Source organism: Paenibacillus sp. Soil724D2, from assembly GCF_001427935.1.
Lineage (GTDB): Bacteria > Bacillota > Bacilli > Paenibacillales > NBRC-103111 > Paenibacillus_E.
On sequence record NZ_LMRY01000045.1, the window covers coordinates 465,295 to 480,639 of the forward strand.

The 15,345-nt window shown below is 45.8% G+C and carries 14 protein-coding genes; 4 read left to right on the forward strand and 10 right to left on the reverse strand.

Translation table 11 applies throughout. The features are described from left to right. Window positions 1-26: 26 nt before the first annotated feature. The 3 genes from ASG85_RS28800 to ASG85_RS28810 are packed head-to-tail and all read right to left on the reverse strand — an operon-like array spanning window position 27 to window position 2,435. Window positions 27-860 carry a sulfurtransferase gene (locus ASG85_RS28800; protein ID WP_060648509.1) on the reverse strand — a complete coding sequence of 278 codons (834 nt, stop codon included), beginning with the start codon at window positions 858-860 and terminating at the stop codon, window positions 27-29. 31 nt (window positions 861-891) lie between these two features. Then, window positions 892-2,196, reverse strand: coding sequence for an LLM class flavin-dependent oxidoreductase (locus ASG85_RS28805; RefSeq protein ID WP_060648616.1), 1,305 nt, complete (start codon window positions 2,194-2,196; stop codon window positions 892-894). A 23-nt stretch (window positions 2,197-2,219) separates the two neighbouring features. Beyond that, window positions 2,220-2,435: a hypothetical protein gene (locus ASG85_RS28810; RefSeq protein ID WP_156396883.1), complete on the reverse strand. Its 216-nt coding sequence runs from the start codon at window positions 2,433-2,435 to the stop codon at window positions 2,220-2,222. Window positions 2,436-2,806: 371 nt separating this feature from the next. On the opposite strand from ASG85_RS28810, the gene ASG85_RS28815 reads away from it, so the two are divergent. After that, a complete protein-coding gene (locus ASG85_RS28815; protein WP_060648511.1) occupies window positions 2,807-4,225 on the forward strand; it encodes a hypothetical protein in 1,419 nt (472 codons plus the stop codon). A 23-nt stretch (window positions 4,226-4,248) separates the two neighbouring features. Here ASG85_RS28815 and ASG85_RS28820 read toward each other — a convergent pair whose 3' ends face one another. Beyond that, on the reverse strand, window positions 4,249-4,611 hold the full coding sequence (locus tag ASG85_RS28820; RefSeq protein WP_060648512.1) for a winged helix-turn-helix transcriptional regulator: 363 nt from the start codon (window positions 4,609-4,611) through the stop codon (window positions 4,249-4,251). Between the two features lie 174 nt (window positions 4,612-4,785). Between ASG85_RS28820 and ASG85_RS28825 the strand changes: the two genes are divergently transcribed. The 3 genes from ASG85_RS28825 to ASG85_RS28835 all read left to right on the forward strand — a co-directional run bounded on the left by ASG85_RS28825 (window position 4,786) and on the right by ASG85_RS28835 (window position 7,109). Then, window positions 4,786-5,463: an amino acid ABC transporter permease gene (locus ASG85_RS28825; protein ID WP_060648513.1), complete on the forward strand. Its 678-nt coding sequence runs from the start codon at window positions 4,786-4,788 to the stop codon at window positions 5,461-5,463. A gap of 18 nt (window positions 5,464-5,481) precedes the next feature. Then, window positions 5,482-6,255, forward strand: coding sequence for an amino acid ABC transporter ATP-binding protein (locus ASG85_RS28830; protein ID WP_060648514.1), 774 nt, complete (start codon window positions 5,482-5,484; stop codon window positions 6,253-6,255). A gap of 74 nt (window positions 6,256-6,329) precedes the next feature. Further along, window positions 6,330-7,109, forward strand: a complete 780-nt coding sequence (locus ASG85_RS28835) for a transporter substrate-binding domain-containing protein (RefSeq protein ID WP_063860432.1) — start codon at window positions 6,330-6,332, stop codon at window positions 7,107-7,109. Between the two features lie 341 nt (window positions 7,110-7,450). Here the strand turns inward: ASG85_RS28835 and ASG85_RS28840 are convergent, their stop codons facing one another. Genes ASG85_RS28840 through ASG85_RS28865 form a run of 6 tightly spaced genes read right to left on the reverse strand, consistent with a single transcriptional unit; the run spans window position 7,451 to window position 15,299 of the window. Further along, window positions 7,451-8,221, reverse strand: coding sequence for an IclR family transcriptional regulator (locus ASG85_RS28840; protein ID WP_235549382.1), 771 nt, complete (start codon window positions 8,219-8,221; stop codon window positions 7,451-7,453). 40 nt (window positions 8,222-8,261) lie between these two features. After that, window positions 8,262-9,803, reverse strand: a complete 1,542-nt coding sequence (locus tag ASG85_RS28845) for an HAL/PAL/TAL family ammonia-lyase (protein ID WP_060648516.1) — start codon at window positions 9,801-9,803, stop codon at window positions 8,262-8,264. A 41-nt stretch (window positions 9,804-9,844) separates the two neighbouring features. After that, window positions 9,845-10,942 carry a DUF917 domain-containing protein gene (locus ASG85_RS28850; protein ID WP_060648517.1) on the reverse strand — a complete coding sequence of 366 codons (1,098 nt, stop codon included), beginning with the start codon at window positions 10,940-10,942 and terminating at the stop codon, window positions 9,845-9,847. 46 nt (window positions 10,943-10,988) lie between these two features. After that, window positions 10,989-12,629 (reverse strand): urocanate hydratase, encoded by a 1,641-nt coding sequence (locus ASG85_RS28855; RefSeq protein ID WP_057305996.1) that lies wholly within the window; start codon window positions 12,627-12,629, stop codon window positions 10,989-10,991. 43 nt (window positions 12,630-12,672) lie between these two features. Next, window positions 12,673-13,932 carry a Zn-dependent hydrolase gene (locus tag ASG85_RS28860; protein WP_057305997.1) on the reverse strand — a complete coding sequence of 420 codons (1,260 nt, stop codon included), beginning with the start codon at window positions 13,930-13,932 and terminating at the stop codon, window positions 12,673-12,675. Continuing rightward, window positions 13,929-15,299 (reverse strand): dihydroorotase, encoded by a 1,371-nt coding sequence (locus tag ASG85_RS28865; RefSeq protein WP_057305998.1) that lies wholly within the window; start codon window positions 15,297-15,299, stop codon window positions 13,929-13,931. Before ASG85_RS28865 ends, ASG85_RS28860 begins: the two co-directional genes overlap by 4 nt. Window positions 15,300-15,345: the final 46 nt, after the last annotated feature.

Below are 15,345 nucleotides of genomic sequence, written 5' to 3' on the forward strand. Positions count from 1 at the left end.
CTTTTCTATCCTAAAATTCAATATTTCTATTTAAATACCTCGGTATGCTCCCAATTGCCCCACTCGTCCCAAGCTCCTTCATAGGGTCGGATATCAGAATAGCCGATCAATCGCAAAATAAAATAGGTATGCGCACCTCGCTGATTCGACTGGCAATAAGGAACAATCGTTTGATCCGATCTTAGACCTATAGATTCGAACTCTTGCCTTAAAGTCGTATAATCCTTGAATCTTACAACACCGTTATCATCTGCCGGACCGAGCGCTTCTTTCCACTCTTTATGGATCGCTCCTGTGATATGACCCCCTCTACGATTGGTTCGCTGCTCCACTCCTGTATACTCTTCGACCGAGCGAACATCCAGCAGGATGCTATTCTCCAACCCCTCTTGAATTCTCTCTTTTATAACTACCAGCAGTGCATCTGTAGAAATGTTGATTGTGCCCTCTAACACAGTAGGTGTCTCCGTCGATAACTCTTTGCCTGCTGCAGCCCAAGCGGTATAACCGCCATTCAGCAATTTCACTTGATCCTTGAGTCCAAAATACTCCAGCACATAAAAGACGCGCGTCGCAAGAACTCCAATACCGTCATCGTATACCACAACGGTAGTCCCATCCCTTACTCCGCTTTTTTCCAACACACTTTTAACAACATCCGCGGAAACAAACGTATGGCGGGTACCATCTTTTAAATCTTTAGCATTAAGCTGGATTGCCCCTGGAATATGCCCGGCTTCATAACCTTGGGCTCTGGCATCCAAGAGGATAACATCGGAAGATTTTCTGTTTGCTTCTACCCAATGAACATCGACCAACAAGTGTCCATTCGGATAATTTGAAATGTTCGTGACAGTCATCGTTTAACCCCCAAAATAAGATACTTAAGAGTCAACTGAAACCCAGATTCTCACGCAAAGTCTGGCCGGTATAAGTCTCAGGGAACAACCCTCTACGCCGCAATTCGGGAACAACTAGATCAAGGAAATCCTCCACTCCACCGAATGCTAGCTGCGGCATGACGCTGAATCCATCTGCCGCACCGCTTTTGAACCAATCCTCCATGACATCGGAAACTTGCTCAGGGGTACCCGCTACACTAAGCTGACCATTTCCTACCCAATACTTTTCGAGAAATTCTCTTATCGTCAGCTTTTCTCTTTCTACAATTTTTTTTACCATTTGATAAAAGGTTTGGTATGCATTGACTTGGCTAGAATCGGGCAGCTCAGGAAATCGATCATCCAGCGAATAAACAGAATAGTCGATCCCCAACAAGTTAGAAAGTGACATCACCGATCGTTCGATTGAACCCAGCTGCCGCAGCTCACTTGCTTTCTCTTTCGCTTCCGCTTCCGTTCTACCGACAATAACAAGTAGACCGGGCAATACCTTGACGCTGTCAGGAGATCGTCCCGCTTTAGCCGTCCTCATTTTGATATCTTGGTAAAAGATCTTGGCATCCTCCAACGTATTTTGAACAGTAAAAATAAGTTCCGCATATTGAGCAGCCAAGTTCTTACCTTCGTCAGAAGCACCTGCTTGAACCAAGAGCGGCCTGCCTTGTGGAGGGCGCATAATATTTAATGCACCTTGTACGGAAAAATAGGCTCCATGATGATGGATATCATGAACCTTGTCGACTGCCGCATAAATTCCTGAAATTTTGTCCTGAACCAATGCGTCTTCTTCCCAACTATCCCACAATTTGAGGACAACCTCCGCGAATTCCTTAGCTCTCTCATAACGATGCGTATGGGTTGGGAGTTGCTGCAGACCAAAGTTAAAAGCCGTTCGTTCCACGCCCGTGGTCACCATGTTCCACCCGGCCCGCCCTCCGCTGATATGATCAAGTGAAGCAAATAGTCTTGCAGCATTATAAGGTTCATTAAAGCTCGTAGAGACTGTGGCAATCAAGCCGATCTTCTCGGTCACTGTGGCAATGGAGGATAACAAAGTCAACGGTTCAAAGCCAAAAATGGGGCCATATTGAACAGCCTTCGCCTCAATAGACAGACCATCTGCGATAAACAGTGTGTCAATTCGTGCAGCTTCCGCCTTTTGTGCCAATCGATGAAAATGCTTAATGGTATGAATCTCTTCCAGTTTCGTACTTGAATGACGCCAAGCTCCCCGATGGGAGCCCGCATTTTGTAACACAAGATTTAGAATCATTCGCCGGTTTAATCCACTCATCATCATCACCTCTGCAGCCAATTTCAAAATAATGGAACCCTGTATTTGTCCCCTTCTTCTGAATAGAGAATGGCTTCAGAACTATATAAATCAACTTGTACAAGAGGTTTTTGAATATTCCCCAAAGTTATCTTATTTGTCTTCAAAGCATGGAGTAAGGAAGGTAAGAGTTTGTGATCAGTGCCTATTAAATTCACGTTCACCAATTCTTGATTAAACATGATGTTTGTTTGGATCATATACGTTTCCTCCTCATAATAGTTCTCGACTGTTTTGTTCGGACCCATATGTAGAATTCTGCTCACCCATTTCATATCCACTCCTTTTTTGGAAATAAAAATAGCATGGATTCAATATCCATGCTTCCGGATGACCAGTCAGCTATTTAATTCCGATTAATTCTATGTGATTTATTTGTTTAATAAAGTTACCACTATTCTACATTATTGTCAACAGCGAAGTTTGACTTCGTTGTTTCCATATTAATTTGCGATATCAAAGTTGATCCTATCGTACAAAATGAATCCTTTCATACAAAAATGTGCGTACTATTCAAAAGAAATCGGGGTTGCTACACTATACAAAAATAAGAAAGTGAGGTGCAAGTAATATGTCGGAATATCGATTGACTTTGGAAAATAGGAGCATTGTATGGGGGGCTAGTATCGATATAGAACCGCTAATCGGCAAATTCTCTATCGATTCCATAAAGCAACAAGAAAACAAGAGGGTTGATTGGAATCTTCCCAGTGGCGTGTACCGCGCTAAGGATATTGTTATTGAATTAGATAAGCTTTTGGAGGCGATAATCGTTCAACTTGGAGAAATGGCTGATCCGGAGACGTTATTAGAAAACCTCCAGGCAAATCTGGCGATTTCCGGGAGAGAATCAGTTTTACCACTTGGCCCTCTGTCCTTTGAGGATAAGGCTGGAGCTGAGCTTACCTTACAAGCCAAACGTATAGGTGAGGGTTTAACGCATTGGGCCCGCGAGCTCAATTCGCAAAAAAGGTCACTCAAACAGTATGGGGAATCAGTTCTTAACGACTTGAAATTCAGAAGCCATTGTGATCATCACTTGTTGACACCAAAGGCAAACGCATTGCTCTTTGGACCCACAGGAGGTCCGGAGGTTATGCAGCTGTTTAATGAATTACTGCATCAATTCGTACTATTGAGAGATGCTCTTATCCCTTTTGATAACTGGGAGGAAGTGCCGATCGAAGTCAAGGAAAGCGAAAATGCTAAGGGCTTAAGATTTCTAGAGCAAGCCCGTACGGAATTTCTCACAGAATTGATGGTAAGAAAAATCTCGCATAAAGCACTGATCAAATATGCGCAAAGCGTATTAAGCTCTGGGTTGTCCACAGTAGGTTATGGTTTTCAATATCGATTGGGAACCATACTGCCAGCAAGCTTGGGAGCCTCAGTGGCGGTGGCTCCCAGATATCTTCTCCACTGGTATCCGGTGCAGACGGTTTTGAACGGGACCTCAGACGAGCCTGCTGCTGTTGCTTTCGACTATGAATATCATGATTATTATTCTGCACCTCGTAGTATGGCAGGCACGAGTAGCGCCATTCAGCTTGAATTCCGCAATCAAGAATTGGGGGACGCCAGTGAAGCTCAGATTATCGTAGGCGGCGATGGTTCTGATCGTATCGTTCTTCAAATCAGCTTGCAATTCGGTTCTGCTAATTATGTTGTTGACCTTGGTCAGGCTTTTAGAGGCCATCGATTTATGTATCGTCCGAAGACGACCTCCAAGCCGGATTCTGGAACAGTTCCAGTGAATCCAACGAGCATCAGTGAACACCATGCATGGGACATACTCCGTTTAGCGGGATTAGTAACGAACGACTCAGGAATTCATTTTATCACTGCCGGGGGAAACGACCTCGTGTTATGGGCTTTGCTTGGCAAGCTCTATCCCGAGAACGTGATTGTGCTTGACAGTGTGGAAGAGGATGAAATTGAAGCGGCCAAGATTTCAGGTAAGGGGTTCGGTACAAAGTTTTTAATTCGATGAACCCGAATTAAAAACTTTGACTCTCATGCGTGTTTATGATTCAAGTCCGATTCTTCAAGATGAAAGTGGTCAACATAAATGGTTCCAAATTCACAGAGCATTTTGAGCATAGGAAACATCTGACTCCCTAAATCAGATAGAAAGTATTCAACTTTTGGGGGCGCTACCGGATAAACTTTGCGAATGACCAGCCCGTCACGCTCAAGATCTCTTAATTGCATGGTGAGCATCCTTTGGGTCGCATCGGGCAACAGTCTTTGTAACTCATTAAACCGCAAAGGACCCCTTGATAAAAAGCTTAATATTGCTATTTTCCACTTACCGCTTACCAATCGAAGTACAATCTCAGAGGTACATCGGTAAGTGTTATTTTTAAAATGTATCATATAAACAACCTCGCTTCTTATTAATTTATTAATCCGATAGAAATAATGGTAATTATAACAAATGAACGGAGTGGTTACAAGAACGCTGCTGTTACACGACTCAAATCCGAGTTTATGTATTGTTTTAGAGTGTATTAAGCTACTTACTATCGCATTCAATTAAAGGTGGTTCGCATGACACTTGATCGACTTGACCGCATATTAGAAATCATTTCCTTTTCAATACTGCCCATGTTTAAAGGGACTATCTATTTTACGATTCCGTTGTCCATTGTTTCGTTTGCCCTAGGGTTATTTTTTGCTTTCTTCGTTGCGTTCGCGAGCTTATCGACGAAATCCTACTTACACAAGCCAGCGCGTATTTATGTTTGGATTATACGTTGCACGCCAGTTCTCGTTCAATTGTTTATTATTTTCTATGGGCTTCCGAGCATCGGAATTATCCTGTCGCCTTTTCTCAGCGTTGTTATCAGTTTAACAATCTCCGAAGCGGCTTACACTTCGGAAATCATCAGAGCCTCAATCCAGTCGATTCCTACAGGCCAGTGGAGAGCGGGATATGCCTTGGGCATGTCCCGAAGCCAGACTTTAACGAAAGTAATCCTTCCCCAGTCAATACGGGTTTGCATTCCGTCATTCGGCAACCAGTTTATCTCGTTATTCAAGACATCCTCTCTCGCTGCGCTTGTGACGATCCCAGACTTGTTCGGCGCAGCCAGGCTGATTGCGTCCTCCACCTTTGAACCGATGCTGCTCTATTTGATTGCAGGCTCCTTCTATCTTGTGCTGTGCTCTTTATTGACAATTGGCCAGAGCCGGATGGAAAAGAAATTTATACACATTAAATCTTAGTCAGAGGGGGGAGGCATCATGTTATTGACCATCGAACGCCTGCACAAACGTTTTGGAGATGTTGAGGTGCTTAAGGACATCCATTTTGAAATCAGGCAAGGTACGACGACAGTCATCATTGGACCATCAGGCTCCGGCAAGTCGACACTTTTAAACTGCATGAATTTATTGGAGCTTCCTTCGGAAGGTATAATCCGGCTGGACGAATACTCGCTTGATTTCTCGACACCTACGAAGCTTAGTCAGAGTACCATCCTAAACTTCCGTCAGCAGACGGGTATGGTGTTTCAAGGAAATCATTTATTTCCGCACATGACTGCACTGGAGAACGTGATGGTCGGCTCGTTAGTCGTTAGAAAACAGAACAAGGCTGATGTAATGGCCAGAGCCAGAATGTTATTGGAAAAGGTAGGATTGGGTCCGTATAAGGATCGTTATCCTCATCAATTGTCAGGAGGGCAGCAACAGCGGGTTGGCATAGCGAGAGCAATGTCGATGGAACCAAAGATTCTGCTGTTCGATGAGCCGACGTCCGCACTTGATCCGGAATTGGTTGACGAGGTGCTAGAAGTGATGAAAGATCTGACTCGCGAGGGGATGACTATCGTCATTGTGACCCATGAGATGGAGTTCGCAAGTCGGGTAGCAGACTGCGTCATCTTCATGAATCTTGGTTCAATTGAGGTAAGCGGATCACCCGCCGATATTTTTACCAATACTCGTAATGAGCGGCTTCAATACTTTGTAAAGCGCCTTTCGCCAGGGCTACTCCCTAACTTTTTAAATCTATGACATGGAAATTTAATGGGGCTAATATGAGCTGAGCAATTCATAGGAAGCACAATGAAATGGAGGATTGTAATTATATGAAAAAGATATACTCGACTATTCTATTTGTACTTTTGTTAATAGTAACAGCATGCAGCAATAACAGCGAAAGCGCGGTGAATGCGCTTGAAAAGCTGAAGCAGAAAGGAGAGATTGTCGTTGCGACGACCGGTACATATCCACCGTACTCTTTTCAAGACAGCAGTGGTCTGACGGGGTTCGATATCGATATTTCCAATGAAATCGGAAAACGCATTGGCATCAAAATCAAATTCTCCGTAGTCGAGTTCGCCGGTATGTTCTCTGGCCTTGACGCTGGACGATTCGACACAATTCCCCAATTGACCGCTACAGAGGAACGAAAGAAAAAATATGATTTTTCCAATCCATACCAGTTCTCCAATCTGACGCTAATTGTGTTGGAAGAAAATCAGGACATTAAGAGCTTCAAGGATTTGAATGGCAAGAAGACGAACGGATTGGCCGAGTCTGTGCAAGGAGCGCTCGCCCTTAAGTACGGCGCCATCTTGGTACCCGAGGTCAGCGAATCCGTTGAACTTCTGAAGACGAAACGTGTGGACGCTCTTATATATAACAATCTTTACTTTCTTGATTTGAAGAAGAATCGTCCCGATCTAAAAATAAAAATCATAGATCGATCCCAGGAGGTTGATACGGCTTCGTTTGCATTCACGAAAGGCAATGATGAAACAGTTAAGGCTTTCAATATAGCGCTTAATGACATGCATGCTGACGGTACGTTTGCCAAAATTTCAACCAAATGGTTCGGAGAGGACATTTCCAAAAGTACTAAGTAGTAGCATCTAAAAATAGTACAATAATAAAATTATCGATTGCACAGAGGACAGACGATGATTACATTCGTACTGTCCTTTTTGGTCTCTTCAATTGGTATTTTGTTGATCCATTCTTTTTGGGAATTCATTCTACTTCCCGAGAACTTACCCCTGACTCATAAAGACGAATGACTTCGCTTTTAATTGCTCCGTGTATTGGATAAATAATTGTCCCTTTTTTACCATGAAAAAATCCCCTTCGGTTAGCAGCTTTCAAGTCCATTGTACCAATGGACTTTTCTTCACTGTCAACTATAAGGGGATAATATCACCCAGGTTGTCTTTTTTCATTATGGCTTCCTCTACTCTTCCGTCCCCCCCAATTTGCGTGATACAAGCTCTGCCGAGACCATTACGGCTTTAATTGACTTCTTTTTAAGAACCTCATCAAAGCGATATTTCGGACCGGCAATCGACAAACTGGCAATTAATGTACCTCGGGAGTCAAAAACAGGTGCTCCGACAGCAAATACGTCCGGATCCGCCTCACCTTGACTTAACGCAAAGCCCTGCTCGCGAATTGCTCTCATATCCTCTAGTAATAACCTATGATCAGCTTCAATTGGCAGTTTTTCTAACACCGTTTGAATAACTTTTTCACTTTCATAAGCTAAAATAGCTTTGCTCGAAGCCCCCAAATGTAAGGGAAGTATTCGTCCGTTTTCGGTCGAATATTGAATAAGAGCCTTACTTTTAACATTTTGTATACAGATGGCATTCGTTCCTGAGCGAATAAATAACAGAGAAGTTTCATTCGTGTCTGCTGTCAATTCCTCCATAATCGGGAGCGAAAGCGGCACAAGCTCTCTATGTACCTGCTGACTCAAGCTTCTAGCAAGATCCAGAATTCGCATGCCTAGTCCAATCTGTCCTTTGCTCCTACGTTCAACGATACCGTTTTGCTCCAAGGTCTGTAGAAATCGGTACGTAGAGCTTTCCGGAATAGAAACCTTTTGGGCAATGTCGCTAACGGATAAAGATCCATCGGCTTCAGCAAGTGCAAATAAAATATCAAGTGCTCGGCTTAATGTTTGTGTTCCATTCATAGGTCGCACCTCGTAATTCGTACTCATACTCACCTCCTTTATATTCGTCTGCTCTTACCGAATTCCTTCAATACTCAACCACTAACATGGCAAATGATTGCCTAACTCTCGTTAATAATTTCCCGCTTTTCAATAGTTGATAGGCGGATTGAATATCAGCTGTTAAATTACGGTCTTTCGCTAAAAAAGGAACAACCGTACGAAATTCATCGTAAGCTGCTTGTGTACCTTGACCAAGCTTAACTCCCGCTCGCAAGTCAATAGCTTGCACGGCGTGCATAGCTTCAATGGCTACTATATAATACAGCCGATCTATGATTTCCCCCACTTTACTAACGACAAAAGGGGCATTGCTGCTATGATCCTCCATATCACCGGCCAACGAATAGTAGTCTGCCGAAGATGGATTGGATAAATGACGGATCTCCGCATCGAGAGCGGTAAAAGTTTTCTGAATCGTGCTAAATGCGATCGTGCTCTCATCGGGAGATAAAAAGCGGCTTAAACCCGTAAATGAAGGCGATCCGAGTTTTATTGTGCGGAAGCAAGCACTCTTGGATACGTGGCTGAGGGCGATGCCCAGCATTTCAAAGCCGAGCACCCATGCCAGAGGCTCGAAGTTCGCGCAGGAAACGATGCGATCTTCCTCCTCAAGCACACATGGGTTGTCATCGGATGCATTCAAATGAATATGCAGCGCGGCTTTCACAACCTGCAGGCCATCTAACGCTGCGCCGTGAATATGGCAGGCGCTGCGGAAGCTCAGCGGATCCTGAAGGCTAGCGGACTCCTTGTGCCAAAGTCCGCTATTTGTTAAAAATCGGCGAACCCGCTCCGCGCTGCTGCTTTGACCTGCATAAGGCCGATAGCGCTGGACACTCGGGTCCAGCGGCGTCACATGGCCTTGCAGCCCTTCAAGGGAGAGCGCGTAAACCAAATCAGCGAGCTCAAGAAGCTGCTCACAGGCATAGAGCACAAGCGCTCCCGTGCCTGCGGCGACCGCATTCGAGGAGACGATCGCCAGACCGTCTTTGGCTCCGAGGCGAACGGGCGTTAGCCCCGCCTGCGCTAACGCTGCAGCTGCGGAAGTGCGCGCACCGGCATACATCACGTCGCCTTCGCCGATGAAAGCGAGACCGAGATGCGACAGCAGCGTGATGTCGCCCGCGCCGACAGAGCCTCGAAGCGGCAGTAGCGGGTGAATGCCGGCATTCAAGAAATCGGCATATTGCTTTGCGATAGCCGGCGCTATGCCCGTTCGTCCGACGAGCAGGGAATTGAGACGTGCTAATAAGACGGCACGAACCTGCTCTTCAGACGCATACGGCTCTATGCCTGCAGCGTGCGCGTACAATAGGTTCCGGTTATACGTTTCGAATGCTTGGGCTTCGATTATTCGATCTTTATTGAGTCCAACACCGCGATTGAATCCATAAACAGGTTCGTCCAGTTCTGCTTTCTTCAGAACAAATCGGCGCGATTTTTCGAGCAGTTCCCAAGATGACTCATCAATTTCCACCTTCACTCTATGAACAGCAACTGCTTGTAAATCTTCGATAGTTAGACTTTTCCCGTCTAAAACAAGTGTATATTCCAGCTGATTCGTCATCTGCGTAATTCCCCCCTGCTGCTCTGGTCTACAAGTCTCTGTTACACGAGAATGCCATCTAATGCGTATTCAGCAAGCGAGATGCCAAGCGCCTTTTCAACTTCGGGATAGACCGTCGGATCTTTCACACTGGAGCTCAATGGGACATATTGTTTATTAATGGATAAAACAACGAGTTCGGCTCCAACCTCTACATGCCCCACACTTACAGGCAGACCCGTTTCAGCAGATAATGTTGTGATCACATCCGGATATGTGGTTAAACGTTTACCATCCTTGCCATCTACTGCCATATATTCGTTCATAACATGAAGGATTAACGTATCACCAGGCACTTCAACCTCGATTGTCCCGATATCGAAAGCGCCGGAATAATGGACATCGCGTTTAACAACGATGCCTTTACCGAGAATAGTCCCTTTTGTTTTACCTACAATGGTGTCAATCACATGATCCGCGCCCTTAGGCTGCGCAGCGATAATTGCTTTACCTAAATCAAGGGCAATGGAAATACCACCGATAGCGGCATGCTTCTTAATGTAAGAAGCGGGTAGCGGATGACGCGCCGATGCGATGAAGCCACCGGCTTGATCAGCCGCTGTGCGTAGAATGTTTGATGTCTTGGACGGAGAACCTTTGACGACGAGCTCCAGATAAGAACCCGTTTCCCGCTTGCCGCCAACAACAACTTGAATTGTTTCATAATCCTGCAGCGCAGCTAGTCCCATCGAACCCATTTTGCCTGTAGGATGAGCCCGAATATCGCCAGTAGCATCGACCACGACTAGATCGAGCAGCGCAGCAGGCAGCCAGCCATTAATCGTGCTTGACATCCCATTTTGCGGGGTCATCACGCCTATAACTTTGCCTTCATAGTTCTCCTGCAGCAGCTTCACGGCTTTAATGTAATCAGTTCCCAGCATCTGCCAATTAGTTCCAGCCGGAGCACCAATTGCTGTCGCTGTAATGACGATGGCATCATCTGGAAGTTCATCAACCGACACCAACTTTGGCTGACCAATGGATACGGCCGCATGTCCTATTTGCAGTCCATGATCGACCCAACCTCCGCCGCCGCAAGCGAAAACGGAGCCTCCTCTTACTGCTGCCCACACATCTTCTTCTGTTAATATACGCATTTCTATTCCTCCTAATGGTTATTTGAATGTATTGAGAAAGCTGCCATTAATTCGTTTTAATCCAGCGAATATCTTTGAGGCGCACTTCGTCTGCAGATTCTTCATAACCGGCATCCGCATAACGTAGAACCCCTAATCCCGTGTCATTATTCAATGTTGTTTCCAAGCGAATGTCGCTTTCGGTAGATCCGTCCGCTACCAACGTTACACCAGCGCTCGTCATATAACCGGCATAACCGCCTCCTCCCGAATGGATCGTCACCAAGTCGGCCATCGAGGAGCAATTCAGCATCGCATTCAAGAGCGGCCAGTCTGCAATCGCATCGCTGCCGTCCTTCATGCGCTCTGTCATAATATTCGGGTGTGTCATGGAAGCAGCATCAAGATGATCACGTGAGAAGGCAATTGGTCCTTGAAGTTTACCTTCCCGTACCATTTGGTTCACGGCTAGTGCGAGCTTCGTACGATCGCCATGCCCAAACCAACCGATTCGAGCTGGCAGTCCTTCTACGGGGACATGTTCACGCGCTAAGCGAATCCAATTCGCAATGACTTCGTTATCTGAGAAAGCTTCCAAAATAAATTCATCAATAGCGTGAATATCGCTTAGTTCTCCACTAAGAGCGACCCAACGAAATGGTCCAATCGCTCTTGCAAATAACGGCCGAAGGAAGGCCTCGGTGAAAATATCGATGTCGAAAGCGTTCTGGACGCCATACTCCTTCGCCTGTGAACGAATATTGTTCCCGTTGTCAAAAACGATAGCACCCCGTTTTTTCAACTCCAGCATCGCTTCAACTTCTACAGCGATTGATGCGCCTGCATCACGCTGCAGCTGCTCTGGATCGTTCGCCCTAGCTTCCTCCAGCTCTTCCACCCGATACCCGGACGGCACATAGCCATACACGAGATCGTGCGCGGACGTCTGGTCAGTCACAATATCTGGTGTGATCCCGCGACGTACAAGCTCTGGATAAATGTCAGACGCATTGCCGGTCAATCCTACGGAAACGGGATGTAGATTATCGACAGCTTCTTCAATCCACAATAGTGCCTCATCTAAGCTCCTCGTTTTACGCTGCAAATAGTTCGTTTGCAAGCGTCGATCTACTCGGTCTTCGGACACCTCGACGCATAGAATTGCAGCTCCTGCCAAGGTTCCTGCTAAAGGCTGAGCTCCTCCCATACCGCCTAAACCTGCGGTTAAAATGAATTTCCCCGCGAGACTACCATTGAAATGAAGTCTAGCAATGCTTTGGAAGATTTCATAGGTTCCTTGGATGACACCTTGAGACCCAATATATTGCCATGCTGCCGCTGTTAAGCCGCCCCAAATCAGCAATCCTTTTTCCTGCAAACGGTAGAAGTTCTCGCTTGTGGCCCAGCGCCCTACCAAATTACAATTCGCCATCACAATAAGGGGAGCAAAACGATGCGTTTTAAAAATACCGATCGGTTTGCCTGATTGAATGACTAAGGTTTCGTCCTCTTCCAATTCCTTAAGCGTTCTTACGATAGCGTGGTAAGACGGCCAATTTCTTGCTGCCTTTGCTAGAGCCGCATACACAATGAGCTCTTTTTGGTTCTCGCCATTTTCCAGCACATTCTCTAGCATTCGAAGCAATGCTTCCTGGCGCCAACCCTTACAACGAAGCTCAAGGCCTCTTGCCGCTGTTATTCGTTCCATGAACATCTTCCTTTCCAATATGCATAATTGTAACGAACCAATATTAGCTATCTAGCTTTTGGTCAAATGTAATAACAGATCGGATCAATGCCCAAACGCCAAGCGTTACGTCTTCATAGTCAGTCCACTCTTCCGGACAATGACTGCGTCCCTCCTTGCTTGGAACGAAAATCATCCCGATTGGAGCAATGCGGGACAACTGATTCCCATCATGTCCTGCTCCACTAGGTAAGCTGATCGTAGATGCCGTAGCTGAGCACGCTTCGCGAATGACTTGCTGCACTTCAACGTCAACACGGATTGGTTCTGACTTCGACAAGCTGTCGAAACTGATATGAACCCCTCGCACTTCTGCAATCTGATTCGCTTTTTCCCTATAGATAAGAAGCATTTGTTCGAGAATCTCAACGCTTAGCGATCTGATCTCCAACTCAAAAACAACCCTGCCTGGGATAACATTGGAAGCATTGGGCTCCACTTGCAGCCGTCCGATTGTCCCTACAACTGGGTCCGAATACGGTTGTCTCGCAATCGCTTCCAGTTCTAAAATGAGCTCTGAAGCGCTGGTCAACGCGTCCGATCGCATCGTCATTGGTGTCGTCCCTGCGTGATTTGGAACTCCCTCTACGATAATCCGATAGCGATGAATGCCCACTATGCCGGTAACGACGCCAAGTTTCATAGCGGATTGCTCCAGTACAGGCCCTTGTTCAATGTGTAGCTCCAGATATATGGCAACATCACCGGTTTTGCGAGAAAGTTGAGATATAAAATTAGGCTGACCGCCGGCCCAATGAATGGCTTCCTTTAGAACCAATCCGTTAGGATCTTGTCTTAGCAGCATTTCCTCGGATAAATTATTCACCATGGCCCTGCTGCCAATCGTCGATATACCAAACTCACTGGGCTCCTCGGCTGTGAAATCGACCACTTCTAGCGGATGCCTTAATCTGGTTCTCGACTCTTGTAGAACACGAACTAGCTCCAAGCTGGCCACTACACCGATGATTCCATCAAATCGACCTCCGCCTGTCACCGTATCCGTATGAGAACCAACGAGAATCGGCTTAAGGGATTCATCACTACCCGGCAAAGTGCCAATTAGATTGGATGCAGCATCGTATCTTACATCCATGCCTAAGTCCTGCATTTGCTGTTTCAGCCACACTCTTCCTTGTTCATACCAAGAAGTAAAGGGTCTTCGAGTCCAGCCGGGTTTATTAGGATCAACGAAAGTGGCGAGTTTTTGAATATCTTCGGCGATTCGTTCTTTGCTGGGTTGTGTAGGAAGCCGCTCTATCATAGGTAAACCTCCTTTTTCACGGCAGAGCCAGCGATAAATCGGCCAAAACCGGGCTTTACCTTTACTTCATACCCATCATAAACCGTTGTTCCACGTACAATGGTATGGACTACTTTCCCTTGAACCTCGCGCTGATGAAAAGGCGACAACTTCGAATGGGATCTAAAAGCATGCTCATCAATCTCCCACGTCTGGTCCGGATCAATCACGGTAAAATCCGCGTCATAGCCACTCTCAATTTTGCCTTTACCTTGAATTTGAAAGATTTCAGCAGGATGCTGCGACAGCCATTTGGCAAACACAACAGGAGATATCCCCCCTTTAATTACTGCCCATTCAAACAATAAGGGAACTATTATTTCCACCCCTGGCATGCCGGATGCTGCATCAAATATGTTCTGTTCTCCAATATCCTTCTTATCTGTTCCCCAAGGCGCATGATCAGAAGTAATTAGATCAATATGCCCTTGGAGCTGATGTTCCCACATTCCTTCCACATCTTCAGGCAGTCGCAGCGGAGGATTATTTTTCGCTTTAGGGCCATATCGCTCCAGATCATGAACATCTAAAAGCAAATAGGGATAGCATGTTTCGGCGGTCACATCAACTAGCATCTGCTTATATATCATAATAAGATCAATTGTTCTTGGATGGCTGACATGGACAATATGAAGCTTAACCCCCGTCCAATAAGCAAATTCCATGAGCTTCAATACCGCACTCGTCTCTGTGACCGGAGGTCTTGTTTCCATATGCGCTCTAGGATCAATTCGTCCTTCTTGCAGGTAAGATTCGGTAAGATTTTTGATGATTTCATCGTTTTCTGCATGGAACGCAGCTCTAAGGCCAGTTTGACGTATCAGCGCCATTGCTTTCATTATTTCTGAATCCGGTATCTGAGGAAAACGGTACGGATCGGTCTCAAACGTCGACATTTTAAAAGCAATGGCTCCCGCTTCCGCTAATGGAACAATCTGCTGAGTCCCACCTGTCTTCGCGATGGTTGCCCATAATCCAATGTCTATCAGCGCTTCTTGCTCTAACCTTTGAACTTTTTTCTGAAATTCAGTTACGTTATGAATCGGCTCAGGCAGATCATACGGCATATCTAGAATCGTCGTTAACCCACCAACCGCAGCCGAGGCCGAAGTCGTCACAAACCCTTCCAGCGGATTGCTGAAACAGTGTACATGAGCATCGATCATGCCTGGAAAGATGAGGCATTGGCCAAAATCTTGTACGCTTAATGCTTGCAGCTGACCTACGTCGGCAATTCTGTCAATTTTGCCTTCTTTGATACCAATTTCCCCATAGAAAACTTCATTTTCCAAAACGATATTGCCTCTTAGGATTAAATCAAGCATCATGCCATAACCTCTTCCATGTGGAGTAGATACTTCGATAGCTGTCTGG

Bases quoted from the DNA above. Each gene is read 5' to 3' on its own strand.
- ASG85_RS28800 (WP_060648509.1), bottom strand. From the start codon at position 860: ATGACTGTCACGAACATTTCAAATTATCCGAATGGACACTTGTTGGTC.
- ASG85_RS28805 (WP_060648616.1), bottom strand. From the start codon at position 2,196: ATGAGTGGATTAAACCGGCGAATGATTCTAAATCTTGTGTTACAAAAT.
- ASG85_RS28810 (WP_156396883.1), bottom strand. From the start codon at position 2,435: ATGATCCAAACAAACATCATGTTTAATCAAGAATTGGTGAACGTGAAT.
- ASG85_RS28815 (WP_060648511.1), top strand. From the start codon at position 2,807: ATGTCGGAATATCGATTGACTTTGGAAAATAGGAGCATTGTATGGGGG.
- ASG85_RS28820 (WP_060648512.1), bottom strand. From the start codon at position 4,611: ATGATACATTTTAAAAATAACACTTACCGATGTACCTCTGAGATTGTA.
- ASG85_RS28825 (WP_060648513.1), top strand. From the start codon at position 4,786: ATGACACTTGATCGACTTGACCGCATATTAGAAATCATTTCCTTTTCA.
- ASG85_RS28830 (WP_060648514.1), top strand. From the start codon at position 5,482: ATGTTATTGACCATCGAACGCCTGCACAAACGTTTTGGAGATGTTGAG.
- ASG85_RS28835 (WP_063860432.1), top strand. From the start codon at position 6,330: ATGAAAAAGATATACTCGACTATTCTATTTGTACTTTTGTTAATAGTA.
- ASG85_RS28840 (WP_235549382.1), bottom strand. From the start codon at position 8,221: ATGAGTACGAATTACGAGGTGCGACCTATGAATGGAACACAAACATTA.
- ASG85_RS28845 (WP_060648516.1), bottom strand. From the start codon at position 9,803: ATGACGAATCAGCTGGAATATACACTTGTTTTAGACGGGAAAAGTCTA.
- ASG85_RS28850 (WP_060648517.1), bottom strand. From the start codon at position 10,942: ATGCGTATATTAACAGAAGAAGATGTGTGGGCAGCAGTAAGAGGAGGC.
- ASG85_RS28855 (WP_057305996.1), bottom strand. From the start codon at position 12,629: ATGGAACGAATAACAGCGGCAAGAGGCCTTGAGCTTCGTTGTAAGGGT.
- ASG85_RS28860 (WP_057305997.1), bottom strand. From the start codon at position 13,932: ATGATAGAGCGGCTTCCTACACAACCCAGCAAAGAACGAATCGCCGAA.
- ASG85_RS28865 (WP_057305998.1), bottom strand. From the start codon at position 15,299: ATGATGCTTGATTTAATCCTAAGAGGCAATATCGTTTTGGAAAATGAA.